23 protein-coding genes are annotated in these 25,850 nt (G+C 71.2%); 6 read left to right on the top strand and 17 right to left on the bottom strand.

From position 1 onward, the window contains the following. Positions 1–2 precede the first annotated feature (2 nt). The 14 genes from hydA to ABGB08_RS25400 are packed head-to-tail and all read right to left on the bottom strand — an operon-like array spanning position 3 to position 15,529. Entirely contained in the window at positions 3–1,394 is a 1,392-nt protein-coding gene (gene hydA, locus ABGB08_RS25465) for a dihydropyrimidinase (protein WP_347594424.1), read from the bottom strand. Beyond that, on the bottom strand, positions 1,391–1,771 hold the full coding sequence (locus ABGB08_RS25460) for a gamma-glutamylcyclotransferase (RefSeq protein ID WP_347594422.1): 381 nt from the start codon (positions 1,769–1,771) through the stop codon (positions 1,391–1,393). The genes hydA and ABGB08_RS25460 overlap by 4 nt, the downstream gene beginning before the upstream one ends. Continuing rightward, positions 1,768–2,553 carry an ATP-binding cassette domain-containing protein gene (locus ABGB08_RS25455; protein ID WP_347594420.1) on the bottom strand — a complete coding sequence of 262 codons (786 nt, stop codon included), beginning with the start codon at positions 2,551–2,553 and terminating at the stop codon, positions 1,768–1,770. The genes ABGB08_RS25460 and ABGB08_RS25455 overlap by 4 nt, the downstream gene beginning before the upstream one ends. Then, positions 2,550–3,368 (bottom strand): ABC transporter ATP-binding protein, encoded by an 819-nt coding sequence (locus ABGB08_RS25450; protein WP_347594417.1) that lies wholly within the window; start codon positions 3,366–3,368, stop codon positions 2,550–2,552. Before ABGB08_RS25450 ends, ABGB08_RS25455 begins: the two co-directional genes overlap by 4 nt. Continuing rightward, positions 3,365–4,177 carry an ABC transporter permease gene (locus tag ABGB08_RS25445; protein ID WP_347594415.1) on the bottom strand — a complete coding sequence of 271 codons (813 nt, stop codon included), beginning with the start codon at positions 4,175–4,177 and terminating at the stop codon, positions 3,365–3,367. Before ABGB08_RS25445 ends, ABGB08_RS25450 begins: the two co-directional genes overlap by 4 nt. Next, a complete protein-coding gene (locus ABGB08_RS25440) occupies positions 4,174–5,217 on the bottom strand; it encodes an ABC transporter permease (RefSeq protein ID WP_347594413.1) in 1,044 nt (347 codons plus the stop codon). Before ABGB08_RS25440 ends, ABGB08_RS25445 begins: the two co-directional genes overlap by 4 nt. 6 nt (positions 5,218–5,223) lie before the next feature. Next, entirely contained in the window at positions 5,224–6,807 is a 1,584-nt protein-coding gene (locus ABGB08_RS25435) for an ABC transporter substrate-binding protein (protein WP_347594411.1), read from the bottom strand. Positions 6,808–6,813: 6 nt separating this feature from the next. Next, on the bottom strand, positions 6,814–8,532 hold the full coding sequence (locus tag ABGB08_RS25430) for a hydantoinase B/oxoprolinase family protein (RefSeq protein WP_347594409.1): 1,719 nt from the start codon (positions 8,530–8,532) through the stop codon (positions 6,814–6,816). Next, positions 8,525–10,576 (bottom strand): hydantoinase/oxoprolinase family protein, encoded by a 2,052-nt coding sequence (locus ABGB08_RS25425; RefSeq protein WP_347594407.1) that lies wholly within the window; start codon positions 10,574–10,576, stop codon positions 8,525–8,527. Before ABGB08_RS25425 ends, ABGB08_RS25430 begins: the two co-directional genes overlap by 8 nt. Then, positions 10,573–11,814, bottom strand: coding sequence for an amidohydrolase family protein (locus ABGB08_RS25420; protein ID WP_347594405.1), 1,242 nt, complete (start codon positions 11,812–11,814; stop codon positions 10,573–10,575). The genes ABGB08_RS25425 and ABGB08_RS25420 overlap by 4 nt, the downstream gene beginning before the upstream one ends. Continuing rightward, the gene (locus ABGB08_RS25415) at positions 11,808–12,980 is read right to left on the bottom strand and encodes an FAD-binding oxidoreductase (protein WP_347594403.1); all 1,173 of its coding nucleotides are present in this window, start codon (positions 12,978–12,980) and stop codon (positions 11,808–11,810) included. Before ABGB08_RS25415 ends, ABGB08_RS25420 begins: the two co-directional genes overlap by 7 nt. Further along, a complete protein-coding gene (locus ABGB08_RS25410; RefSeq protein ID WP_347594401.1) occupies positions 12,977–14,335 on the bottom strand; it encodes an NAD(P)/FAD-dependent oxidoreductase in 1,359 nt (452 codons plus the stop codon). The genes ABGB08_RS25415 and ABGB08_RS25410 overlap by 4 nt, the downstream gene beginning before the upstream one ends. After that, the gene (locus tag ABGB08_RS25405; protein ID WP_155359962.1) at positions 14,325–14,588 is read right to left on the bottom strand and encodes a (2Fe-2S)-binding protein; all 264 of its coding nucleotides are present in this window, start codon (positions 14,586–14,588) and stop codon (positions 14,325–14,327) included. The genes ABGB08_RS25410 and ABGB08_RS25405 overlap by 11 nt, the downstream gene beginning before the upstream one ends. Beyond that, positions 14,585–15,529, bottom strand: a complete 945-nt coding sequence (locus tag ABGB08_RS25400; protein ID WP_347594399.1) for a dihydrodipicolinate synthase family protein — start codon at positions 15,527–15,529, stop codon at positions 14,585–14,587. Before ABGB08_RS25400 ends, ABGB08_RS25405 begins: the two co-directional genes overlap by 4 nt. A gap of 190 nt (positions 15,530–15,719) precedes the next feature. On the opposite strand from ABGB08_RS25400, the gene ABGB08_RS25395 reads away from it, so the two are divergent. Continuing rightward, positions 15,720–16,730 carry a LacI family DNA-binding transcriptional regulator gene (locus ABGB08_RS25395; protein WP_347594397.1) on the top strand — a complete coding sequence of 337 codons (1,011 nt, stop codon included), beginning with the start codon at positions 15,720–15,722 and terminating at the stop codon, positions 16,728–16,730. An 8-nt stretch (positions 16,731–16,738) separates the two neighbouring features. On the opposite strand, the gene ABGB08_RS25390 is transcribed toward ABGB08_RS25395, so the two are convergent. Further along, complete coding sequence (locus ABGB08_RS25390) at positions 16,739–17,848, bottom strand: epoxide hydrolase family protein (RefSeq protein ID WP_347594395.1); 1,110 nt, start codon at positions 17,846–17,848, stop codon at positions 16,739–16,741. 63 nt (positions 17,849–17,911) lie between these two features. Between ABGB08_RS25390 and ABGB08_RS25385 the strand changes: the two genes are divergently transcribed. Both ABGB08_RS25385 and ABGB08_RS25380 read left to right on the top strand, forming a co-directional pair. Further along, positions 17,912–18,880 (top strand): YafY family protein, encoded by a 969-nt coding sequence (locus tag ABGB08_RS25385; protein ID WP_347594393.1) that lies wholly within the window; start codon positions 17,912–17,914, stop codon positions 18,878–18,880. A gap of 778 nt (positions 18,881–19,658) precedes the next feature. After that, the gene (locus ABGB08_RS25380; RefSeq protein ID WP_347594391.1) at positions 19,659–20,162 is read left to right on the top strand and encodes a hypothetical protein; all 504 of its coding nucleotides are present in this window, start codon (positions 19,659–19,661) and stop codon (positions 20,160–20,162) included. 16 nt (positions 20,163–20,178) lie between these two features. On the opposite strand, the gene ABGB08_RS25375 is transcribed toward ABGB08_RS25380, so the two are convergent. After that, positions 20,179–20,850, bottom strand: coding sequence for a response regulator transcription factor (locus ABGB08_RS25375; protein WP_347594389.1), 672 nt, complete (start codon positions 20,848–20,850; stop codon positions 20,179–20,181). Beyond that, complete coding sequence (locus ABGB08_RS25370; RefSeq protein WP_347594387.1) at positions 20,847–22,259, bottom strand: histidine kinase; 1,413 nt, start codon at positions 22,257–22,259, stop codon at positions 20,847–20,849. Before ABGB08_RS25370 ends, ABGB08_RS25375 begins: the two co-directional genes overlap by 4 nt. Before the next feature lie 227 nt (positions 22,260–22,486). On the opposite strand from ABGB08_RS25370, the gene ABGB08_RS25365 reads away from it, so the two are divergent. The 3 genes from ABGB08_RS25365 to ABGB08_RS25355 are packed head-to-tail and all read left to right on the top strand — an operon-like array spanning position 22,487 to position 25,844. After that, positions 22,487–23,377 (top strand): ABC transporter ATP-binding protein, encoded by an 891-nt coding sequence (locus ABGB08_RS25365; RefSeq protein ID WP_347594385.1) that lies wholly within the window; start codon positions 22,487–22,489, stop codon positions 23,375–23,377. Beyond that, positions 23,374–24,426, top strand: coding sequence for an ABC transporter permease (locus tag ABGB08_RS25360; protein ID WP_347594383.1), 1,053 nt, complete (start codon positions 23,374–23,376; stop codon positions 24,424–24,426). The genes ABGB08_RS25365 and ABGB08_RS25360 overlap by 4 nt, the downstream gene beginning before the upstream one ends. Next, positions 24,423–25,844, top strand: coding sequence for a S41 family peptidase (locus ABGB08_RS25355; protein WP_347594381.1), 1,422 nt, complete (start codon positions 24,423–24,425; stop codon positions 25,842–25,844). The genes ABGB08_RS25360 and ABGB08_RS25355 overlap by 4 nt, the downstream gene beginning before the upstream one ends. The last annotated feature ends 6 nt before the right edge of the window (positions 25,845–25,850 follow it).

Genomic DNA, 25,850 nt, shown 5'->3' with positions numbered 1-25,850 from the left:
GCTCATGCTGTAGAGGTCAGGATGGGTCCCGCGGGCAGGTGGCGGCCGTGCGGGGTGGGGTCCAGGAGGGTGTTGTCGTGGACGACGGGTCGGCCGCCGACCAGGACGGTTCGCGGGCGGCCGGTGAGGCGCATGCCCTCGTAGGGGGTGTAGTCGGTGGCCATGTGGAGCTCGCCGCTGGTCACCTGCCATCGCGCGACCGGGTCCCAGATCGCGATGTCGGCGTCGGCGCCGGGCATCAGGGTGCCCTTGCGGGGATACAGGCCGTTGGCCCGGGCGGGGTTGGCCGAGGTCAGGGCGACGAAGCGGCTGGCGGGCAGACCGGCGCCCGCGACGTACGCGGAGAAGATCACGGGGAGGCGGGTCTCGACGCCGGGCAGGCCGTTCGGCATGGCTCGTACGTCGGTTCGGTGTGACCGTTTCTGGGCCAGGTCGTAGCAGCAGTGGTCGCTGCCGATCGTGGTGATCTCGCCGGTGAACAGGTGGCGGGAGAGCGCGTCCACGGCTGGGCGCGGGCGGAGCGGCGGGCAGCAGACGAACCGTTCCGGGGAGGCGCCGCCGTACCGGGTGTCGTCGAGGATCAGGTGGTGGGCGACCGACTCGGAGAAGGCGCGCACCCCGCGGCGGCGGGCCGCCGCGACCAGTTCGACGGCCTCGGCGGTCGACTGGTGCACGAAGTAGACGGGGGCGCGCAGCGACTCGGCGATGGCCAGCACCTCGGCCACGGACGCCGTTTCCGCCAGTTCGGGGCGGGTGCCGGCCATGTGCTCGGCGCCGATCGCGCCGCTGGCCGCGCAGCGGGTCTGGGCGTCCTCGATGATGTGGTCGGCCTCGCAGTGGATCACCACCATACCGCCGAGGTCGCGCAGGGTCTTCATGGTGCGCAGGATGGTGTCCTCGTTCGCCATGGTCTCGCCGCGGTAGGTGGTGAACATCTTCACGGTGGCGACGCCGTCGGCGACCAGCGCGCCGAGCTGGGCGGGCACGGTCTCGTCCCACTCGACCACGCAGGCGTGCAGAGCGCTGTCGCACAGCCCCTGCCCGGCCTTCGCCCGCTGGGCGTACGCGACATCGGCGGGCCGCTCGCCGGGGCGCGGGATCGCGAAGTCGACGATGGTCGTGGTGCCGCCGAACACGGCGGCCGTCGTGCACTGCGCGTAGTCGTCGAGCGAGGTGAACTCGCCGGAGGTGAAGCCCACGTGGCAGTGCGGGTCCACGCCACCGGGCATGACGAGCGTCCCGGACGCGTCGATCTCGGTGGCGCCGCGCGGCGCGGGGGTGCCGGGCACGGCGAGGGCGGTCACCCGGCCCTCGGCGATGAACACGTCGGCGGGCGCGGACCAGCCCGCCTCGACCACCGTTCCCCCGCGCACCACCGTCTCAGCGGGCGTCATCGCGCGCTCGCGGCCATGTGCGCGCGCCAGCCGCCCGCGGCGCTGATGTCCGTCACCCCGGGCGCGGTCAGCGACTCCGCGCGCATCCGCATGGACAGGCAGCCCGAGCCGTCGGACAGTTCGATCACCGTCAGTTCCAGCTCGGGCGGTTCGCGGGGAAGCAGCTCCTCGCGCAGGATCTCGTAGGTCACCTCATATAGCTCTCCCGGGACGGCCACGCCGTCGCCAATCACCGGGTGCAGGCCCGGGAACTCATCCCGCACCGAGTAGAACCGGTAGCGGGGTGCGGTTTCGGCGGGTCCGAGGAGGCGTGCGCCGCTCAAGGCGGTGTTCAGGCTGCCTCCGGACATCGCCTGTCCGTTGACGAACATTCTCATGGGTGACTCCCTCGATCGGTGGGGTCAGGCACGGGCACGGCGTCCAGCAAGGACCTGGTGTACGGATGCCGCGGATTCCCGTACACCTCCGCGCGCGTGCCGATCTCGACCAGCGCGCCCTGCTCCATGACCGCGACCCGGTCGCACAGGTAGTAGACGACCGCGAGGTCGTGGGCGATGAACAGGATCGACAGGCCCAGCCGCTGCCGCAGGTCGCGCAGCAGGTTGAGCACCTGCGCCTGCACCGAGACGTCCAGCGAGGAGACCGGCTCGTCGCAGATGAGCAGCCGGGGCCGCACGGCCAGCGCCCGCGCGATGGAGATGCGCTGCCGCTGCCCGCCGGAGAAGGACCGGGGATGGCGGTCCAGGTGCTCGGCCGACAGGCCCACGGTCTCCAGCAGGTCCGCGGCCCGCTTCCGGCGCAGCCGCCGGTCGGGTTCGAGCCCGTGCACGGCGAGTGGCTCCTCGATCAGCGCGGCCACGGTCATGCGCGGGTTCAGCGACGCGTACGGGTCCTGGAAGACCATCTGCATGTCGCGCCGGAGCACCCGCAGCTCGCGGCGGCCGGCGGCGAGCACGTCGCGCCCGCCGAGGACGACCTGCCCGGCGTCGGGTTCGGTCAGCCGGGCGACGCAGCGCGCGGTGGTGGACTTGCCCGACCCGGACTCGCCGACCAGGCCGAGCACCTCGCCCGGCGCGACCTCGAAGGAGACGCCGGACAGCACGCGGCGCCCGGCGAAGCTCTTCGTCAGGTTCGCCACGCGCAACAGGGGCTCGGTCACCGTTCACCCTCCTTGATCGTGACCAGCGGGCGGGTGGGGTCGCCGCCGATTCGGGGGACGGCGGCCAGCAGCGCCTTGGTGTACTCGTGCCGGGGGCGGTGGTAGATGTCCTCGACTGTGCCGGTCTCTACCGCCCGGCCGTGCCGCATGACCACGGCCCGGTCGGCGAAACCGGCCACGATGCCGAGATCGTGGGTGATGAGCAGGACGGCCATGTCGCGCTCGTCGGTCAGCTCGTGCAACAGTTCCAGCACCCGCGCCTGGACGCGCACGTCCAGGGCGGTGGTCGGCTCGTCGGCGATGAGCAGATCGGGTTCGGCGATGACCGCGATGGCGATGACGACACGCTGCCGCATGCCGCCGGAGAACTGGTGGGGGTAGTCGTCGAAGCGGCGCTCGGCGTCGCGGACGCCGAGGCGGGCGAGCAGGTCGACGCCGCGCCGCCTGGCCACCTTCTTGGGTACGCCCCTGATGACCAGCGGCTGCGTGATCTGCCAGCCGATCGTCATGACGGGATTGAGGGCGGCGAGCGGGTCCTGGAACACCAGGCCGACGCGGGCGCCGCGGATGGCGCGCATCCGGCGGGGCGGCAGCGTGAGCAGGTCGGCGCCGTCGAGTTCGACCCGCCCGCTCAGCGTGGCGTCGGGGTCGAGCCGCAGGATCGCGCGGGCGGTGACGGACTTGCCGGAGCCGGACTCGCCGACCAGGGCGAGCTTCTCGCCGCGCGCCAGGTCGAGATCCACGCCGTGGACGACCTCAACGGGCCCGGGATAGCACACCCGCAGATCTCGTACGGCCAGCAAGATGGACGTCATCGAACCTCCTCCCGGATCGTCGGGTCGTTGCGTACCCGCAGCCAGTCGCCCACCAGGTTGAAGGCGACGGCGGTGAGCAGGATCGCCAGGCCGGGGAAGGCCACCGCCCACCAGCCGTTGGTGAGGTTGTTGGCGGCCGCGGCGATCATGGCCCCCCACTCCGCGGACGGCACCTGCGCGCCCACCCCGACGAACGACAGGCCGGAGATGACCAGCATCACGGCGGAGACATCCAGCGTGGTCTGGACGTAGAGGCTGTTCAGGGCGTTGGGGAGGATGTGCCGGAAGACGAGCCTGGCCCGGGAGACGCCGAGCATGCGGGCCGCGTCCACGTACTCCGCGTCCTTGACCTCGCGGACCAGGGTGCGGACCAGCCTGGCGTAGCCGGGCCACCAGGTCAGGGCCAGGGCGATGACCGCGGACCGCAGGCCGGGGCCGAGCGCGGCGGCGAGCCCGAGGGCGAGGATGATCGAGGGCAGGGACAGGCCGATGTCGGTGAGCCGCATCAGCACCTCGTCCACGGCCCTCCCGCCGAGCGCGGCGACCGTGCCGATCAGGGTGCCGATCAGCGTGGCGGCGACGATCACGATCACGGTGGCGGGCAGGGTGACCCGGGCGCCGTACAGGATCCGGCTGAGCACGTCGCGGCCGTTGACGTCGGTGCCGAACCAGTGCGCGGCGGAGGGACCTTGGAGCGCGTTGGCCAGGTCGACGGCGTAGGGGTCGTGGGGTGCGAGCAACGGGCCCACCGCGGCGAGCGCCACCACGAGCACGGCGACCGCCAAGGCGATCCGATCGATCGGCGTCATGCCCGCACCGCGATCTCCGCCCGCCGCTCCCGGCCAGCCGCCTTGCGCAGGCGCGGGTTCAGCCAGAGCTGGACCAGGTCCACGACGACGTTCATCACCACGAAGACCACTCCGATCACCAGGACGGTGCCGATCACGGCGTAGAGGTCGTTCTGCAGGACCGCCGTCACGGCGTACGCGCCGATGCCGGTCCTGCCGAAGATGGCCTCGACCAGCACGGTGGAGCCGAGCATCCAGCCGAGCTGCATGCCGAGGATCGTGCTGGCCGGGACCAGGGCGTTGCGCAGGCCGTGGCGCACCACCACGCGGAGCTCCGACGCGCCGGTCGCCCGGGCCAGCGTGATGTAGTCGGAGTCCAGCGTGGCGATCATGGAGGAGCGCACCGTCCGCGCCACCACGGCGACGAACGCCGCCGCCAGCGTCACGGCCGGCAACACGAGATGCAGCAGGGCGTCGCCGAAGGCCGTCCAGTTCCCCGACAGCAGCGCGTCGAGCGAGATCATGCCGGTGATCTCCGGCACCTGCTGCCCGAAGGCGAGCTGGCCGGTGAGCGGGAGCAGGCGCAGCTGGGCCGCGAAGACGAGCTGGAGCATCAGCCCCAGCCAGAACACGGGCACCGCCGCGCCGAGCAGGGTGATGAGCCGGGCGGCGACGTCCGCCGCCCGGCCGCGCCGGTAGGCGGCGTAGACGCCCAGCGGCACGGCCACCGCGATGTTGATCGCCATCGCGGCCAGCACCAGTTCCACCGAGGCGGGCAGCATGGCGGCCACGTCGTCCAGCACCGGCCGCTGGGTGAAGACCGAGGTGCCGAGGTCGCCGTGGAGCAACCGCCCCAGGTAGCCGGAGAACTGGTCGGGCAGCGGCTGGTCGAGACCGAGCCGCGCGCGGACCGCGGCGACCTGCTCGGCCGTCGCGTTCCGCCCCGCCGCGGCCCTGGCCGGGTCGCCGGGCAGGACCTGGGTCATCAGGAACGTGACGACCGCCAGCCCGGCCAGGACGACGACGCTCGTGACCAGGCGCCGCAGCAGGAAGCGGCCCATGGGAGGTCAGCCCACCTGGATCTTGTAGACGTCCACGGTCTGGTGGTGCGCGGGCTGGTAGACGTAGCCGTTCAGCCCGGCGCGCAGGACCGTCACGTACTGCGGATTGGACATGTTGACCGAGGGCACGTCGGCGGCGATGGTCTGCTGGGCCTCCTTGTAGGCCGTGCACCGCTGATCGAGGTCCGTCTGCTGCTGCGCGCCCCGGACCAGGGTGTCGATCGCGGGGTTGTCGTAGCCGCCGTTGTTCTGGCCGTTGTTGATGAACTTGGAGTCGAACAGCAGGTACAGGACCGAGTCGGGGTCCGGGTACGGCGGGAAGGCGTAGATCATGCCGAGGTCGGGAGTGGTGGCGTTGCTCTTCAGCTTCTCCGCGTACTGCGGGTAGGTGATCGCCTCAAGCTGGAGGGTGATGCCCACCTCCGCCAGGTTCGACTGGAGCAGCGTGGCCGCCTGCTCCATCTCGGCCGTCGCCTTCAGGTAGGTCATCGTCAGGGTGACGTCCTTGAGGCCGGCGGCGGCGAGGATGCTCTTGGCCTTCTCCGGGTCGCGGCCGGGCTGCGGCACGGTCGGGTCGAAACAGGACATCGCGCTGGGCAGCACGCCCACGGCCTTCTTGCCCGCGCCCTTGAGGATCGCCGAGACGTGCTGGTCGTAGTCGTAGGAGTAGGCGATGGCCTCGCGCAGCGCCTTGTCGGCCAGCGGGGAGTCCTTCATCTTGAAGAACACGTACAGCTGCACGTTGGTGTCGGCCTTGTTCACCACGTAGCCGGAGCTTTCCAGACCGGCCCAGTCGTTGGGGTCGATGTCCATCGCGATGTCGATGTCGCCGCTGGTGAGCGAGGTCTTCTGGGTCGCCGCCTGCGGCAGGTAGCGGAATACCACGTTGGTCGCCTGGCCGGTGAAGCCGCCCCAGTAGCCGTCGAATTTGACGAACTTGGCCTCCTGGTTGGGGGTGTACCCGGCCAGCTTGTACGGCCCCGACCCGGCGTCGCCTGCGGCCAGCCACTGCTGCCCGTCATCCGCGCCCGCGTTGGTCTTCACCAGCGCGGAGTTGAGCAGGTAGACCCTGGTCAGCGCGGCGGGGAACGGCGAGTACGCCTGCTTCAGCTTGATCGTCAGGTGGGTGTCGTCGGTGACCGTGGTCGAGTCGTAGGCGCTCATCAGCGAGGCCACACCGATCTTGAGCTTGGCGATGCGGTCCAGCGTGTACGCCACGTCGGCGGCGGTCAGCTTGGCGCCGTCGTGGAAGGTCACGTCGCCGCGCAGGGTGACGTCGAGGCTCTTCCCGTCGGCGGCGAAGGCCCATTCCGTGGCCACCGAGGGGCTGAGCTTGTCGCCCTCGTACCGGACCAGGGTGTCGTAGGCGGGGATGACCACCTCGTCCACGGTGGAGTTGTCCGCCTGGGCCGGGTCGAACGTGGCCGGCGGCTCGTTCTCGGCGATGATCAGTGTCTGCTTGCGCGGGTCGGCGCCGCCGGTGGAGCCGGTCGAGCCGCTCTGCTCGCCGGCGCCGCCGCACGCCGCGAGGGCCAGCGAACCGAGGAGGAGGATGGAGATCAGTTTGGGCGGGATATGGGAGCGGTGCATCGGCTGTTACCCTTCGTGGTTTTCGGCTCTGGCGGGTGTGGGCCGCCAGCCGCCGGTCTCATCGACGATCACCCCGTAGATCTGCTCGGCGACCTCGGCGCTGACGTAGCCGTCCAGCACGTCGGCCACCACCGCGGCTGGATCGCGTTCCAGCGGATCGCCGTATCCCCCGCCGCCCGCGGTCCGGTTCACGAACCGGTCCCCCGCCCGCATCGCCGCGCGGTACATTCCGACCCGCTTGGCGCGGTCGGTCTCCGGCCACAGCACCATCTCGCTGGGCTCGGACTCCTGGCCGCCGTGCAGCGCCCAGGGGCGGGTCTTGCTCTTCTTCTTCATCGACAGCACCTCGCCGTCGGCCAGGTAGCGGACCTGCCTGAGCACGCCCAGGCCGCCGCGGTGCCGGCCCGCGCCGCCGGAGTCGGGGATCAGTTCGAGCCGCTCGTGGAACAGGGTCGCCTTGTGCTCCAGCACCTCGATCGGGGTGTTGCGCACCACGCTCTGCGAGGGGTGCTGCTGGGCGTTGGCGCCATCGTGGTCCCTGCTCGCGCCCCAGCCGATGCCCTCGTTGTTGCTGATCACATAGTCGGCGTCGGTACGCGGATCGTGCCCGAGCGCCATGAACCCGGGCTCGTCGCCCCCCGAGGAGGCGGGAATGGAGTCCAGCACCTGGGCCAGCGCCTTGTGCATCAGCTCGAAGGCGACGATGCCGCTCCACTGGGTGAAGGTCGCGACCGGGTAGACGGCGTGGAAGAAGTTGCCGGGATCCGCCTTGATCGCCAGCGCCCGGTAGTGCCCCGCGTTGGACGGCTCCGTCGCGGTGGTCAGCTCCTTGTAGATCGCCTTGGCCAGGCTCTCGGTGGCGCCGATGGGCAGGTTGACCGGCCCGGCGACCGCGCCGTCCGAACCGTTGAAGTCGACCTCCATGCGCTCACCGGCGATGGTGACCTTGACCTCCATCCGGATCAGGTCGTCGGTGATGCCGTCGTCGTCGCAGTAGTCGAAGGCCGTCCAGGTGCCGTCGGGCAGCGCCGCCACGGCCTTGCGCGCGACCCGCTCGCCGTGCTCGATGATCTGGCGTACGGCCTGGTCCACGGTCGGCCCGCCGAACTTCTCCCAGACCTGCGCCAGCCGGTTCTCGCCGGTGCGCAGTGACGCCAGCTGGGCGTGGAAGTCGCCGATGGTCAGGTCGGGCAGGCGGGAGTTGAAGCGGATGAGCTCGACGATGTCGCGGACGACCTCACCCCGGCTCACGATCTTCGTGCCCGGGAAGATCAGCCCTTCCTGGTGCATGTCCGTGGAGTCCAGGACGTATCCGGGGGCCTTCGCCCCGAGGTCCATCCAGTGCGCGCGCACGGCCAGGTAGGCGGCGGGACCCTCGTGCCCGGGGCGGAAGACGGGCGCGAACAGCATCGCGTCGTAGGAGTGCGCGCCGCTCCAGTACGGATAGTTGAGCAGGTAGACGTCGCCCTGGCGGAGGTTCTCCCGCCCGACGTACTCGACGCCCTTGACGATGGCGTGGTCGTTCGCGCCGAGGAAGGAGGTGATCCCCGCCGCCTCCGCCGTCAGCTCCAGGTCGGCGTTGTAGATCGAGATGCCGAAGTCCAGCACCTCGTAGATCACCGGATTGAACGCGGCTCTGACCAGGGTGCGGCGCATCTGCTCGCCCACCGAGACCAGGTAGTTGCGGATCACCTCGACGGTGGCCCCGTCCAGCGGTTCAGTCATCGTCTCCTCCAGCGCCGGTGACCAGCAGTTGTCCGTAGCCGTCGACCGTGAGCCGCTGGTCGGCGAAGATCACGGTGGTCGAGGTGCCCTCCTCGACGATCGCCGGGCCGCGCAGCGTGTGGCCGGGCGCCAGCGAGTCCCTGAGGTACACCTGGAAGGGGGTGACCTCGCCGGTCGCGACGTCGAAGGCCGGGCGGGAACCGGCGGGTCGCGCGCGGCCCGGGCCGGTGGCCGGCAGCTCGCGCAGCCCTGGTTTGGCCAGCTTTCCCACCGCGCGCACCCGCAGGGTGAGGATCTGGCCCGCGTCCGGCATCGCGTGGCCGTACCTGGCCTCGTGCTGGGCGTTGAAGCGGGACAGCACGGTGGCGGCCGTGTCGCCGGGGGCCAGGTCGATGCCGAGGCTGTGTTCCTGGCCGTGGTAGCGCACGTCGAGGCGGCGGATCAGCTTGCGGTCCTCGGGCTTGATGCCCTGCGTGGACAGCACCTCCTCGCCCTGCTGCTCCAGCTCGGCGAAGGCGGGTTCGACGGCGGCGAGGGTGGCGTCGCTCAGCGGACGCAGCACGGTGGTGGCGAATTCGTACTCCAGGTCCGACATCAGCATGCCGAAGGCGGAGAACGCGGCCGGGACCCGCGGAATGAGGGTCGTGGCGATGCCCATCTCGCGGGCCAGCATCGGGCCGAGCAGCGGACCGGCGCCGCCGTAGGCGAGCAGGGCGAACTCCCGCGGGTCCAGGGCGCGTTCGACGGTGATCTCGCGCAGCGCGCCGACCGTGCGGGCCAGCAGGACCTGGAAGACGCTCGCCGCCGCCTGGGTGACGGTCACGCCGAGGGGGACGGCGAGCTCGGTCTCGATCGCGGCGCGCGCGGCGCCGGCGTCGATGGCCATCTCGCCGTCCAGGAACGCCGCGGGGTCCAGGTAGCCGAGCACCAGCGCGGCGTCGGTGACGGTCGGCTCGGTGCCGCCCGCGCCGTACGCCACCGGCCCGGGAACAGCGCCGGCGCTGTGCGGGCCGACTTTGAGCAGGCCCTCGTCGATCCAGGCGATCGAGCCGCCGCCCGCGCCCACCGTACGGATGTCGAAAATGGGGATGAGCAGCGGGAAACCGTCGATCGCCGCCTCGTGCACCTCCCCCGGCTCGCCGTCCTCGATCACGCAGCAGTCCACGCTGGTGCCGCCGACGTCGAAGGAGATCAGCTTGGGCAGGTGCTGCTCGCGGGCCAGGAAGGACGCGCCCACCACGCCGCCGGCGGGGCCGGACAGCACGGTCATCAGCGGCGCGCGCCGGGCCAGCTCTGCGGTCATCGCGCCGCCGCCCGAGCGCATGATGTGCAGCGGGCGGGTGAGCCCCGCGTCTGCCAGGCCGCCCTCCAGGGCGCCGATGTAGTCGTTGAGCACCGGCCTGATGTACGCGTCGAGGGTGACGGTGCTGGTGCGCTCGTACTCGCGGTACTCCCTGGTGATGTCGGTCGAGGTCGAGACCGATACGTCCGGGTAGGCCGCGCGCAGGATCCGGGCGGCCCGCCGCTCGTGCGCGGGGTTGGCGTAGGAGTGCAGGAAGCAGATCGCCAGCGAGCGCAGCCCGCGTTCCTCCACCAGGAGGCGGCCCGCCTCGCGCACCGCGTCCTCGTCGAGTTCCGTCACCTCGGCGCCCTGTGCGTCCATCCGGCCGGGTACGCCGGTGCGGTGGCGGCGGGGCACGAGCGGCGGCGGGGGCGCGTACGAGAAGTCGTACATGTGCGCCGCGGGGACGTTCGCCCGGGCGATCTCCAGCAGGTCGCGGAACCCCTCGTTGGTGATGATCCCGACGTCCGCGCCCCGGCGCTGGAGGATGGCGTTCAGGCCGAGCGTCGTGCCGTGCACGAACGCCTCGACGTCGTCGAGCCGGTCCGCGAGGCCGCCGACCGCGTCGAACACGCCGCGGGCGGGCGAGCCGGGCGTGGTCGGGGCCTTGTGCAGCCTCAGCTCGCCGGTCGTCTCGTCGTAGGCGATGGCGTCGACGAACGTGCCGCCGATGTCCACCGCGAAGCGGATCGCCGATTTCACAGGGCACCTCCGTGCCGGGGAGCGGGCAGGTCGTCGCGGACGATCCGCCCGGCCTGCATGACGAAGGGGATGCGGCGCAGCGCCGAGACGTCCCCGAGCGGGTCGCGGTCGGTGACGATCAGGTCGGCCAGGTAGCCCTCCTCGACGGAGCCCGCCCGGCCCGCAAGCCCGACCAGGCGGGCCGCGTCGAGGGTGCCGGCGCGCAGCGTCTGGGCCGGGTCGAGACCGGCCTCCGCCAGGAACTCCATCTCGCGGACCGCGACCACGGTGTCCTCGATCGGCTCGCCCGGCGGGTAGTCGGTGCCGGCGAGCATGGTGATGCCCGGGGCCCGCGGGTCGGCGGGGTCGGCGACGCCGGCGGCGATGGCCCGGCGGATGCTGGCCAGGTGGCCGGGGCCGACCTCCAGCGCGCGTTCGATCTGCCACGCCGTGAAGTCGTGCTCGGCCATCCACTCCGGGCAGCGGGTGACGCACAGGGTGGGGGTGAGGTAGACGCGCCGCTCCGCCATCCGCGCGGCCGTGTCCTCGTCCAGCTCGTAGGCGTGCTCGAAGCCGCGCACCCCCGCGTGCAGCGCCTCCCTGATCGCCGATCCGGATCCGGCGTGCGCGGTGACGTAGGTGCCGTGCTCCTCGGCGGCGCGGACGACCGCCCGCATCTCCTCCGCCGTCATCTGCGCGCCGGTGAACGACTCGCCCTGGTGGGCGATGCCGCCGGTGATGAAGATCTTGAGCAGGTCGGCGCCCGCCGCGAGCTCCTGCCTGGCGGCGCGCAGGAAGCCGTCGTGGCCGTCGGCGTAGGAGCAGGCGCTCCCGTGGCCGTGGCCGCCGGTCGTGGAGATCGCGCGGCCCGCGCCGACGATGCGCGGCGCGGCCACCCAGCCCTGCTCGGCGGCCGTGCGCACCAGGAGGTCGGCGCGGTTCTGCTCGTGCACGCAGCGGATCGTGGTGACCCCGGCGTGGAGGGCGTCCTGGGCCCGCGACAGCGCCCGCAGGGCCGTGAGTCCAGAATCTTCCGACTCGTCGATGGCGGAGAACGGGTAGCGCACCGACAGGTGGGTGTGCACCGAGATCAGGCCGGGCAGGACGTACCTGCCGCCCAGCTCGACGGTGGCCGCCTCCGGTGGCGGGGCGGCGGCGGTGATCCGCTCGATCCGCCCGTCCTGCACCACCACGTTGACGTTCCGGCGGATCCGCCCGGAGCGTACGTCCACCACGTGCCCGCCGGTCAGTGTCAGCACCGCTGTCTCCCTTCGTGCGTCATCGGTTGGGTCATGAGCCGGTCGGGCCCGAGGTCGGCGATCTCCACCGGCGGCGGCGCGCCCTCGGCCAGGCGGCGCAGCGTCTCGCCCCACAGCGGCGCGAACGTGAACGCGTACGTCCCGCCGGCCACCAGGAAGCCGGGCTCGCCGGGCACCTCGCCGATCAGCGGCATCTCGTCGGGGGTGGCCGCCAGCGGTCCCGCCCAGGCGCGCAGCAGCCGCAGGTCCCGGATGAAGGGCAGCACCCGTACGGCCAGGGCCACGTTGCCCAGCAGGCTGCGCGTGCTGGTCGCGCTCCTGCCCGCCAGGTTCAGGCTCCCGGCCGGCCAGCCGCCGCCGATGAGCAGGTTGCCCGCGGTGACCTGCTTCACCGACAGCCCTTCGCCGATGTGCTGGACCAGGTGGGACAGGGTGACGGGGGCGCGCACGGTGGCGTGCATCTGGATCGCCACCGGCGTCATCCGCAGCCGGATCCCGGCCCGCGCGGCGATCTCGCCCAGCCACGGCCCGGCCACGTCGATCACCACGGGGGTTTCCACGACGTGCTCCCCCGCCTTGACCCGCCAGGTCGCGCCGCGCCGCGTGATCTCCCGCACCGGGGCGTACGGCACGAGTTCGGCCCCGTGCCGGGCCGCCGCGGCCAGGTAGGCCGGGGTGACCTTCAACGGGTTGGCGTAGCCGTCCCTTTCGCACCAGGTTGCGGCGGCGACCGTGGGGCCGAGCAGCGGCAGCGCCGCACGGGCGGCGTCGCCGTCGAGGACCTCGGTCGGGATCCCGGCGGCCGCCTCCCAGGTGTGCTTCTCCTTCAGCTCCTGGCACTGGTCGGGGGTCTCCGCGATGGTGAATCCGCCGCTCCGCCGCAGTTCGACCGAGGTTTCCAGGTCGTCTTCCACGCTTTCCCACCGGTCGCTGGCCGCCCGCTGCAACGGCAGGAACTTGGCGCTGTCGAGGGGCACCTCCTGGCCGGGGCGCCGGGTGTGCACGGCCTGCACGTGCAGGTTGCCCGCCGTCGTCCCGGAGCCTTCGCGGCCGGGTGCGCCCCGGTCGAAGATCACGACCCGGCTTCCGCCGCGGGCCAGCTGCCAGGCCGCCGCGGCGCCCAGCACTCCGGCCCCGACGATGACGACGTCCGCGGTGCGCTTCATGCGGTCTCGCCTTCCGTGGCGAGCTGGAGCAGCGTCGCGATCCGCACCGGGCGTACCGGGATCCGCGAAGGGAAGACCGTGTCGCCCCCGACGAGTCCCGCGACGGCGAAGCCGCACACGCGCCCCTGGCAGGGGCCCATGCCCGCGCGGGTCCTGGCCTTGGCGGCGTTGACGTCTCCGGTGGCTTCGGCGCGGAGCTCGCCGACGGTGACGGACTCGCAGCGACAGGCCAGCGTGCTGTCGGGCAGGGCGGGGAGCAGCGTGTCGAGGAGGAGGGCCGGGCTGGGGTAGAGCGCGTCGGTGAGGGCGGCGAAGTGGCCGAGGCGGGCGAGCGAGCGCGCCTCGGCGGGAGGGGTGGGGTGGCCGGTCTCGCGGGTGAGGATGGCGTGGGCTGCCGCGAGCCCCCGCGCCTTGGCCAGGTGCGCGCCGCCGATCCCGGCGGCCTCGCCCACGACGTACACGTCCGGGCGGGAGGAGCGGCCGGCCGCGTCGGTGACCGGGATCGCGTCGCCGGTGGCCGCGTCGGCGACGACCTCGCAGCCCAGCATGCGGGCCAGGTCGGTTTGCGGGCGGAAGCCGTACCCGACGCACAGGGCGTCGACCTCGACGGTCCGGACGGCCAGGCCGGGGCGCGCGGCGGCGGCCAGCGTCACGGCGGAGACGCGGTCGCGGCCGTCGGCGCGGAGCACCACGGTGCCCTGCCAGATCGGCACCCGGGCGCGGGCCAGCCGCGCGGCGTACCCGGCCAGTTCGCGCAGCCGCGCGGGGTGGCGCAGCGCGCCCAGCGCCCGCCGTCCCAGCCGGTACGGCGTGCCCGCCTCGGCGATGCCGGCCACCTTCACCCCGAGCGCGAGCAGCGAGCAGGCGACCGGCAGCAGGAACGGCCCCGAGCCCGCCAGCACGACCCGCTCCCCGATCGGGGTGTGGTCGCTCGCCGCCAGGTGCTGGGCGAAGCCGGGCGTGGTCACGCCGGGGAGCTGCCACCCCGGGAAGGGGAGGGCCCGCTCGTAGGCGCCCGTGGCGAGCACGATGGCGCGGCCCCGCAACCGGACCGGCGACCCGGCCGTATCCTCGGCGAGGAGCGTGCGGCCGTCGTCGGCCAGCCCCCAGACCAGATGGCCCGGGCGGCATTCCACCCCCGCCGCGCGCGCCTCGGCGATCAGCTCGCCGCCTTCGCGGCGGTGGTCGCCCCAGCGCCTGGCGACCTCGGGCGCCGGCCGCCGGTAGTACTGACCGCCGAGTTCGGGCTGCTCGTCCAGGATCGTCACGGTCAGCCCGGCCGATGCCAGCCGGGCGGCGGCGGTGAGCCCCGCGGGCCCGCCGCCCACGACGACGACGTCACGCTCAACGATCATCGGGCGCTCCGGTGTCGACGCGCATGCCGGGCCGGATCCTGGTGAGGCAGGCGCGGACCGAGGGCACGCCGTCCACGGTCACCTCGCACTCGAAGCACACGCCCATCCCGCAGAACGGGCCGCGCGGCCCGCCGTCGACCGGGTTGCGGCGAAGCGCCCACCGGCGGTCGCCGACGAGCGCGGCGGTGAGGCTCACGCCCGCCACGGCGGTCACCGGGCGGTCGTCGACGATGATCGTCGCGGTCCGGGTCATCGCTCACCCCGGGCTTCGGCCAGGCCGGACTCCCGCAGGACCGCGCCGATCGCGTCGAGTGTCGCCGTGTCGCCGATCGGCAGCAGCGGCGGCCTGAGGTGTCCCCCCGGCTGCCCGAGGATCGCCATGGCGGCCTTGAGCTGGGCGATCGGCGTGCCGTACACGCCGCTGTAGTCGGGGTTGATCAGGCGGGTGGAGAGCCCCGCGTACCGGTCGGCCCAGCCGCGGGCGGCCTTGGCGTTCCCGGCCGCGACCGCGTCGTAGTACGGCACCGCGAACGGCGCGCCCAGCCCTCCCCCGTCGATGTTGCCGTCGCCGCCCAGTTCCATCAGCACGGCCAGGCCGCGCCGGTGCACGAAGCTGCCGAAGACCCGGACCTGGTCGCTCACGGCCTCGACGGTGCCGAGCATGCGCAGCCAGTCGCCGGTGCTGTCCTTGATCGCCACGACGTGGTCCAGGTCGGCCAGGCGCCGCATGAGCCCGGGGTGGGCGGAGATGTCGACGCTGACGCCGCGCGGCCAGTTGTAGACCATGAACGGCAGGTCGGTGGCCGAGCTGACCTCCCGGAAGAAGGCGAGGATCTCCTCGGGACCCGGATGGACGTACGGCGGCGGGGTGGCGAGCACGCCGTCCGCGCCCGCCTCGGCCGCGTGCCTGGCCAGCTCGATCGCCTCGCCGGGGGTGTAGGCGGTGACGCCGACGACCACCGGGATCCGCCCGGAGAGTTCGGCCACGGCGATCTCGGCGACTCGGCGACGCTCGGCGGGCGTCTGGCTGAACCACTCACCGGTGCTCCCGTTGACCAGGACTCCGTGCACCCCCTGCGCCGCGTAGAGCCGGAGCAGCGCGCGCCACGCCTGCTCGTCCAGCGCTCCATCCTCGGTGAAGGGTGTCGGCGCGGCCGGCCAGTAGCCCCGCCAGCTGACGTCGTCGCGATCCATGGGTCCCCCGGGGTCTCTGCTACGCTCCACGTTTGTGGGATCGATTGCATAAGGTTGCGCCCGTAGACCGGTTCCGGTCAAGCAAGAAACATGCTTTTTACCTGTTCAATTTCCCGGAAACATGGCAGCGCGGAATTCCCATCTGAGAAGATCGCGGGATAGGATGGGATCGATCCCAGCAAGGAGCAGGATGGCGATCACGTTGAAGGACGTCGCGGGCGCGGCGGGCGTGTCACGGAGCACCGCGTCACGTGCCCTGAGCGGTTCCCTGCTGATCTCCCCGGAGACGAGGGCCGCCGTGGAAGAGGCGGCGGCCAAACTCGGCTACCGCCCCAACCGCGCCGCCAGCACCCTGCGCTCCCGCCAGTCCCACCTCATCGGCCTGGTCCTGAACAACCTGATCAACGCCTCCTTCCACACCATCGCCGAGGTGGTGCAGCGGCGGGCCGCCGTTGAGAACTACCAGGTGATGCTCTGCATCACCGACGCCGACCCGCGCCGCGAGGAGTCGTTCCTGCGCACCCTCGCCGCGTACGGCGTGGATGGATTGATCATGATCGGGACCGGCAAGAACGCGGCGCTCACCAACGCGCTCCTAGCCGAGGGCATCGGGATGGTCAGCGTCATCCGGGCCGCCGCCGAGAGCGCCGCCCCCAGCGTGCTCGCGGCCGACCGCGAGGGCGCGCACGCCGCCACCACCCACCTGCTCGACCTCGGGCACGAGCGGATCGCCTTCATCGGCGGCGAACTGACGACCAACTCGGGACGGGAACGTTTCGCGGGCTACGAGCAGGCGCTGCGCGAACGCGGCCGCCAGGTCGAGCAGGACCTCGTCGAGCGCGGGCCCTTCGACCCCGCCTTCGGCGCCGAGGCGACCACCCGCCTGCTCCGCCAGAACCCGACGGCCCTGTTCACGGCCAACCACGAAGCCGTGTTCGGCGTCCTGCCCACCCTGGTGGCCGCCGGGATCGACATTCCCGGCCGGCTCTCGCTGATCTGCTACGAGGACATCCCCTGGCTACGCTGGTGGCAGCCCGCCGTGACCGTGGTCGACAACGGCGCGCGGGAACTGGGCGAGCTGGCCATGGACCTGCTCCTCCAGCAGATCGAGAAACGCTCCCCCGGCGAGCACGGCACCGGCCGCTCCTACCGCGTGGGCGCCAAACTCATCACCCGCGCGTCCTGCGCGCCCCCGCGCTGACGGGCCGGTCAGCGCAGGCGGGCGTAGAAGGCGCGCAGGTCCTCGGTCAGCACGTCCGGCACGATGTGGGCGGCGTAGTGGCCGCCGCGGTCGTACGACTTCCAGTGCACGATGTTCTGGTGGTCGCGCTCCGCGAACGTGCGCATGGAGACGAAGTCGCCGTCGAACATCGCGAGGCCGGTCGGGACGGTGGTGGGCCCTTCGGGGTGCTCTGCGTGCGCGTCCTCGTAGTAGAAGCGGGTGGCCGACGTCGCGGTGCCGGTCAGCCAGTAGAACATCGTGTTGGTCAGGATGAAGTCGGCGTCGACGAGGTCCCCGAAGAGCTGCGCGTTCCAGCCCAGCAGCCCGACCGGCGAGTCGAAGATCGCGTACGACAACGTCTGCGGCTGCTGCGAGTGCAGGGTGTTGAACGACATCTTGGTGTCGTAGAACCATTGCAGCACTTCCAGCCCTTTCTGCTCCTCCGGGGTGATCTTCTCGAACTCGGCCGGATCGCCGGACGGGAACGAGAAGAGCTGGGTGACGTGCACTCCGACGACGTGCTCGGGATCGAGCCGCCCGACCTCGGGCGAGACGAGCGAGCCGCCGTCGTTGCCGACGGCGCCGTAGCGGTCGTAGCCCAGCCGCCGCATCAGCTCCGCCCACGCCTTGGCGGTGCGGTACCGGTTCCAGCCTCTCTCCCTGGTCGGGCCGGAGAAGCCGAAGCCGGGCAGTGACGGGATCACCACGTGGAACGCCTGCGCCGGGTCCTCGGGGTCGGTGAGGGGCTCGATGACCTTCAGGTACTCCACGATCGAGCCCGGCCAGCCGTGCGTGAGGATCAGCGGCAGGGCGTTCTCGTGCCGCGAGCGGACGTGCAGGAAGTGGATGTTCTGCCCGTCAATCTCGGTGGTGAACTGCGGAAACCGGTTGATCTCGGCCTCGTGGGCGCGCCAGTCGTACCCGTCGCGCCAGTACTCGGCGAGCCTGCGCACGTACTCCACCGGAACGCCGTAGTCCCAGCCTGTGCCGGGAATCTCGTCCGGCCAGAGGGTGCGGTCGAGGCGGCTGCGGAGGTCGTCCAGCTGGGCTTGCGGGATGTCGATGCGGAACGGCTTGATCTCGGTGTTTTCGCTCATGACAGGTACGCTACGGACCCTTCCGGTCAGGTTCTGTCCTGAAGTCCTGGCATGCTGGGGAACATGTTGGAGACCTCGGCGCGGCTGCTCCGCCTGCTGTCGTTGTTGCAGGCCAGGCGGGACTGGTCCGGCGCGGCCCTCGCGGAGCGGCTGAATGTGAGCGAGCGGACCGTGCGCCGCGACGTCGAACGGCTGCGCGACCTCGGATATCCGGTGAACGCGACCCGGGGCACCGACGGCGGCTACCGGCTGGGCGCCGGCACCGCCATGCCGCCGCTCCTGCTCGACGACGACGAGGCGGTGGCCGTGGCGGTCGGGTTGCGCACCGCCGCCGGCGGAAGCGTCACCGGCATCGAGGAGACCTCGGTGCGCGCGCTCGCCAAGCTGGAACAGGTGCTCCCCTCCCGGCTGCGGTACCGGGTCAACACGCTGCAGACGTACACCGAACCCGTGCCCGCGGACCGCCCAGGACCGGCGGTCGACCCGAGCGTGCTGACCACGCTCGCCGCGGCCTGCCGCGACCAGGAGCGGCTGCGGTTCGACTACCGCGCCCACGATGGATCCACCGGCGTCCGGACCGTCGAACCGCACCGGCTGGTGTCGTGGGGCCGCCGCTGGTACCTGGTCGCGTGGGACGTCGACCGCCAGGACTGGCGCACCTTCCGGGTCGACCGCGTCGAACCGCGCGTCCCCACCGGCCCCCGCTTCCCCCCTCGCGATCCGCCCGAGGGCGGCGCGGCCGCGTACGTCGCGCGGGGAGTCTCAGCCGCGGCCTGGCGCTATCGATCCCGGGTCGTCGTCCACGCGCCCGCCGAGGTCGTGACCGAGCGCGTCAACCCCGCCGTCGGCGTGGTGGAGGCTCTGGACGAGCACACCTGCGTACTGCACACCGGCGCGGACTCCCTCAATACGCTCGCCGTCTACCTCGGCATGCTCGACCTGGACTTCGAGGTCACCGGCCCCCCGGAACTCATCGACCACATCCGCGACCTCACCGCCCGCTACGCCCGCTCCACCCCGGTCCGCTCGTGATCTCACCGCCACGAGTGGTCGGTGAGATGGTGTGACCCCCACTCGACCTGCCAGGAGGTGGGGACGATTTACACGACATAGCCCAAAAATGAATTAAACGCCCCTAGTTAGGGTTTTGGCTTTTTAGGCGCTGGTACCGGGCAATGCGGCCACAATATTTGTGAACAGGTGAGGCGGCCGGTTCTGCTCGTAACGGTATTCGCGGGCCTGGGCGGCGATCTCACGGCGGAGCACCGCGAGATGGGCGAAGGCTTCTCTGTGGGCAGTTCGACGCGCGCGCCGTCCGTAAATGAAAAAGCTTCATGGCTAACGAAATAGAGACATCTGCCCAGATTAGTTGCCTTGCCCGCATACTGGAGAAAAGTCCCCGGGTCTGGACGGTGTCCGGCGGAACGGCCCTGATTCAGTCGGACTCTCCTTCCATTTGGCCATGAGCACGTGGAGCTCCGACCCGGTGCCGTGAGTAGTTTTCCTCGAGAGGGGTGAACTCCTCGTCGAGGGCCTTGCAGATCGTTGTCCGCCCGCCTGGGAAGTCGAATTCGCCAGAAGTTGTCACTGGGATTACTCGTTCAGCTTGGTGGCCACCTTGCGCCGGTCGGGAGCCTTGATCGACACTTTGCGGCCCCATCAACGCTGTGCGGCCTTGTGCGGAGAATTCATCGGTCGTGGCCGCTCACCCCGTTGGCCCTTTTCAATGGCCTCGATCGGCAGCCCTGCCTCCAGAGCAGGGCCGACAACGGGGAGCGAAATGCATAACCTCATCAGGTGCGCCATCGCCGTGCTCACGTTTTTCACGGCCACGGCGCTGTTCACCGCCAACTCGGCGCCGGCCGGTGCGACTGCCCTGTGCTGGAACACCGGCTGTACGGGTGTGAACCCCCAGAGCAGCGGCTGCTCCAGCAACGGCGGCTCCACAGTTCGCTGGAGGTATTGGTCCCACAACAACCTACCGACGGACGACTACGGCCTGGAGCTGAGGCGATCGAGCGGGTGCGATGCCCAATGGGCCAGATTCATTCGCGATGATTGCGAGTGGCTGAAGAACAACGGCTACTACCTCAAACTCCGCGCCGACTTGTGGACCCCGTACGGGTGGTACCACCACGCCACCTACTACAAGGACGTGGGCTATTCCTGCGACACCAGGGTCTACACATCCATGATCGGCCAATCCAGCGCTCGCTACGCCGCCTGTTACATCCGCTACGAGAACGGCCAACGGCCCAATCCGGCCGGCGTCCCGGACGAGCAGTGGGAGTGCCTCGACTGGTACTACACCTAAGATCCTCCCTTGAAGGTCAACCGGCGCCGCCGGGGGAGATCAGGCCGGTCTCGTAGGCGACCACCACGGCTTGGACCCGGTCACGCAGGCCGAGCTTGGACAGGATGCGCGCGACGTGGGTCTTCACCGTGGTCACGCTGAGGGTCAGCTGGTCGGCGAGTTCGGCGTTGCTCAGGCCGGTGGCGAGCAGGCGCAGCACGTCCAGTTCCCGAGGCGTCAGCTGGGACAGATCGCGGTGGAGAGTGGGCTTCACGTTGTCGCGGCGGGCGAAACGTTCGACCAGGCGGCGGGTGATGGTGGGCGCGAGCAGGGCGTCGCCGGAGCGCACCAGGCGTACCGCGGCCACCAGGTGTTCGGGGGTGACGTCCTTGAGCAGGAACCCGCTCGCCCCGGCGGCGAGCGCGGCGTACACGTAGTGGTCGAGGTCGTAGGTGGTCAGGATCAGCACGCGGGTGTCCTCGGCGCCGCCCGCGAGGATCCGCCGGGTGGCTTCGAGGCCGTCCATCCGCGGCATCCGGATGTCCATGAGCACGACGTCGGGCCTGGTACGGCGGACCGCGGCGACGGCTTCGTCCCCGTCGGCGGCCTCGGCCGTCACGTCGATGCCGTCGGCGGCGAGGATCATGCGGAATCCCGTGCGTACCAGGGCCTGGTCGTCGGCGATGACGGCGCGCAACCGCTCGGTCATGGTGTCCTCCACGGGACGCGGGCCTTGATCCGGAATCCGCCCTCGGCAGTCCGTCCGGCGTCCAGAGTCCCGCCGTAGATACCGAGCCGCTCGCGCAACCCGATCAGCCCCCTGCCGTCGCCGGTCCGGGGCCCGGCGCTCCGTACTCCACCGGTGTCCGTCACCTCGATCTCCAGCCAGTCGCCGTCATGACCGATCGTCACGAACGCGGCGGCCCCGGCCGCGTGCTTGATCGTGTTGGTGAGGGCCTCCTGCACGACGCGGTAGGCGGCGAGGTCGATCCCAGGAGGCAGCGGCCCAGGCGGCGACACCTTGACGCGCACCGGCACGCCGACGGCGCGGACCCGTTCCACCAGGGCTTCGAGCTGGTCGAGCCCGGGTTGGGGTTCGAGCCCGTCGGAAGGCCCGTCGAGACGCTCGCCGCCCGGGCCGGCGAGCAGGCCCATGACGTTGCGCAGTTCGGCCATGGCGGCCCGGCCGCCGGACTCGATCGCGATCAGAGCCTGCTTCGACTGCTCCGGCTCCACGTCCATGACCTTTCGGGCCGCGCCGGCCTGGATCACCATCACGCTGACATTGTGGGTCACCACATCGTGGAGTTCGGCGGCGATCCGGGAGCGCTCCTCCGCGACAGCCCTGCGCATGGCGTTTGCCTGCGCCTGCTGCAGTTCGGCGAGCCGATGCCGGCTGGCGCCCAGCTGGCGCCGCCAGAAACGGACGAAGCTCCCGAAGACGCCGACGCTCAGCAGGACGACGAACGGCCCCATCCAACTCGGCAGCCCAGGCGCGACGTCCCGGAACGCGCCACCGGCGAGCCCGGCCGCGAGCACGAGGCCACCCATTGCCAGGAACCGGTTACGGCTGTGGACGACGGCACCGTACGCGGCGACAGCGCAGGCCAGCACGGTGATCCAGGTGGCACTCGCGTGGGTGGCCAGCGCGGCGGCCAGCACCACCCAGAAGGTGATGAGCGGGTACCGGCGCCGCGCCGCCAGCGGCAACGCCGTCAGCGCCACCAGGAACGCGGTCGGATCCCAGGGGAGAGGCTGGGCCGGCTCGTTGCCGGACGGGTTGCCAGGGGGTGGGGACAGGACATCAGGAGGTGGTGGGCGGTCGGTCGGGGGATCAGGCACTGGCGGGAGATCAGGAACCGGCGGCAGGGGCGCAGTGGCAGGTCGGAGCCGTAAGTACTCGATCACTCCGGACTGATTCTCGACATATTTCACCGATACGGTCACCGCGATGACCGTCAGGACGATCGCGACCACCACGTCGGCGGCGAGTGCTCTGCGAGACGGCCTTGGGGGTCCTTCGCTACTCAGCCCCGGCGTGTCCCGGTAGGCCTCATCCAGCCGACTGCCCAGGTCGAGCACATGCCGCCACCACGGTCGTCGTTCACCCGTCTCCACCGGCACATTGTCACCGCCTGCCGGTCCGTCACGCATCGGCCGTTGTGACGGGGCTCACGGTCTTCGGGAGTACATCGCAGGGATGACCTGGCGGCCCTTCGTTCTCAGGCAGTACGCGATCTCGGTACGACGGCCGACGCGCACCGGCACGAGCAGTGCCTAGTTTCATTCCCACCATCACGCCGCGTCGAGGCGCTGTTCATGACCACCTCTCAGGAGGACATAGCGTGACTTCTGTCCTAGAGGCCCAGGCACTGGGCAAGAAGTACGGCAAACGCTGGGCACTCAGCGACTGCACCATCGACATCCCGGCGGGCCACGTCGTGGGGCTGGTGGGCCCCAACGGGGCCGGCAAGACGACCCTGCTGAAGCTGGCCTGCGGTCAGCTCGAACCGACGACGGGCGACATCTCGGTGCTCGGCGGGCGGCCCGGGGGCACGCCCGCGCGACTGGCCGGGGTCGGGTTCGTCGCCCAGGACACCCCCGTCTACGCGGGACTGACCGTCGCCGAACACCTGCGATTGGGCGCCCGGCTCAACCCCCGCTGGGACACTGCACTCGCACGCGAACGCATCGGACAGCTCGGTCTCGATCCCTCGCACCGGGCGGGCAAGCTGTCGGGCGGCCAGCGCGCCCAACTCGCCCTCACCCTGGGCCTGGCCAAACGGCCCGAGCTGCTGATCCTGGACGAGCCGGTCGCCTCGCTCGACCCGCTCGCCCGCCGCGAGTTCCTGCAGGGCCTGACGGAGGCCACCGCCGAGCACAAGCTGAGCGTGGTGCTCTCCTCCCACCTGGTCTCCGACCTGGAACGGGTCTGCGACTTCCTGATCGTCCTCGTCGACTCCCGCGTCCGGATGGCCGGGAAGTTCGACCAGTTACTGGCCACCCACCACCGCCTCACCGGCCCGCGCCACGCCCTCGATCGGCTCCACTCCGACCAGCACGTGATCTCCGCCAGTCACACCGACCAGCAGAGCACCATCGTCGTCCGTAGCGGCGCTCCCATCCACGACCCCGCCTGGACGGTCAGCCGACTCAGCCTGGAGGACCTCGTCCTGGCCTACATGGACAAGCACGCCGCCGAGAACCGGCGGGTCGCCCTGGAGGTGCAGGGATGATCTGGCTGACCTGGCGCCAGTTCCGCGGCTCGGCCACGATGATGGCGGCCGCGCTCGCCGTCCTCACCGCCGTCCTGGCCCTGACCGGCCCGGACCTGGCATCCCGCTACGCGGCCGGGATCGCCGGGTGCACTCCGGACGACACCTGCGACCGGTTCTTCGACGGGTTCTTCGGCGAACATCAGCTCCTCTTCGTGGCCGTCAGCTTCGTCGTGCTGGCCCTGCCCGCTCTGGTCGGGCTTTTCTGGGGAGCCCCGTTGATCACCCGGGAGCTGGAGGCGGGCACGCACCTGCTGGTGTGGAACCAGAGCGTCACCCGCGGCCGGTGGCTGGCGGCCAAGCTCGGGCTCGTCGGCCTGGCGGCCATGGCCGCGGCGTGCCTGTGCGGTCTCGCGGTGACCTGGTGGTCCGACCCCCTGGACAAGTCGGCTGTTCTGGACCTGGCTCTGATGGCTCCGCTGGTGTTCGGCGCGCGTGGCATCGCCCCGATGGGGTACGCGGCCTTCGCCTTCGTCCTCGGCGTGACCGTGGGCATGCTGGTACGCCGCACGCTGCCCGCCATGGCTCTCACCCTGGCCGCCTTCGTCGCGATCCAGCTCGCCATGCCGCTGCTGGTCCGTCCCCACCTGATGCCCCCGGTCACCTCGACCTTCGAGCTCGGCCAGGCGAACGTGGGCGGCATCCACGTACAGGGAGAGGGAGGCGGACCTGTGCTGATTTCCATGCAGCCGGGCGTTCCCGGCCACGCGGGCGCCTGGGTCCTGTCCAGCGACCTCCTCGATCCGTCCGGACGTACGATCGCCGGCATGGGCGAAGAAGCGCCCATCCCCGTATCGGCAACGTCGGGACCCTGCGCACCGGCAGGGGGACCACCGAGTTTGGACGCGTGCTGGGTCGAGATCAACCGGCTCGGCTACCGGCAGCAGGCGACCTACCACCCCCTGGAGCGCTTCTGGCCATTCCAGTGGATCGAGACCGGGATCTACGCCCTGCTCACCCTCGGCCTCACGTGGTTCTCCTTCTGGTGGATCCGGAGACGCCTGTCATGACCATCCTCAGGACCGCGGCCGCCGGGCTCGCCCTCCTCCTAGCGGCGGCGTGCACGGCACCCATGCCGCCGCGCAGCCAGGCGAGCACGGCGGGCGCAACGGCCTGCGCGCCACCCCAGGGCGCGTGGGAACCGGAGACGGCCACCACGATCGACGTCATCGAGCAGGCGTACTTCTGCATCCTCGGCAACTACTACAGCGGCCCGACGCTGGACGCCCGATCACTGCTGACGGCCGGGTTCCTCGCCCTGACGCAGGAGCTCAACCGCGACGGGCGCGACGTGCCCGACGCGATCATGCCGGCGCTGACCGGTGACCGGAAAGCCGACTGGGCCGCCTTCGAGACCGCCTACCGGAAGATCACCGATCAGGTCCCCGACCTGCGCGACAAGCTGACCGTCGTCACCCTCGAAGCCATCGTGGCCGCCCTCGGCGACAACCACGCCAACTGGGCGCACGACTTCAAGCGACCGATCGACTACTACGACGGCGACGACTACGGCCTGGGCCTTGAGGCGAACGTGGACGGCCCGCAGGCGGACGGCGACACTCCCCGCGTCGCGCTCGCCCCGCTGTTCGTCACCACAGTGCTCGGCGGCGCGGCGAAGGCCGCCGGGCTGCGCCCCGGCGACGTCATCGAGTCGATCAACGGGACGCCGCCCTTCTTCGACGGCGAGGCCACCCCGGCGATCGCCGCCCTCTACCCGGACTACCCCGAGACGCGCCCGGTCGAGCTGCGGCTCCTGCGGCAGGCCACCGGCCGCCGCTGGACGGTCACGCTCAAGCCCAGCCCCTACGAACGGGATCTGGCCGCTCTGCAGGTGGTGCGGTCGAAGTTGCTGGACGACGACGTCGCCTATGTACGGATGACCGGATTTCCCTCCGACTCCGCCAACAGGGTGCTCAAGGCGATCACCCGGCTACGCACCGGCCGGGCGCTCGCCGGCGTCGTGCTGGACCTGCGCGGCAACGGCGGCGGCAGCCCCGTGGAGGCGACCCGGCTGCTGAGCGCGTTCGTCCACGGCAAGGTCACCGCCCACCAATGCGCCGCGGACGGAAGATGCGTGGCCTCCCGGACCGACGACACCGTCGAACTGCTCCACCTGCCCCTGGTCGTGCTCGTCGACCAGGGCTGCGCCTCGGCCTGCGAGCACACCAGCGCCGCGGTCAAGGACCTGCGCATCGGCCAGCTGGTCGGCACCAGAACCGCCGGCGTGATCTCCGGCCCGGCCCGGTCGTACCTGCTGGCCAACAACACCCTCCTGGGCTTCCCCGCCAGGCACCACCTGGGGCCCGACCGTGAGGTGATCGACCGGATCGGCGTGCCGCCCGACCACTACGTGCCCCTGACCCCACAGGACGCGGCCGCCGGGCGCGATCCCGCGCTGGCCAAGGCCCTGACCTTGCTGCACAAGTGAATGGGG

It is taken from the genome of Acrocarpospora sp. B8E8, assembly GCF_039871605.1.
GTDB classification, from domain to species: Bacteria; Actinomycetota; Actinomycetes; order Streptosporangiales; family Streptosporangiaceae; genus Acrocarpospora; species Acrocarpospora macrocephala.
Note: the sequence above shows the minus strand (reverse complement) of the source record. Positions and strands in the feature narration are given on the sequence as shown.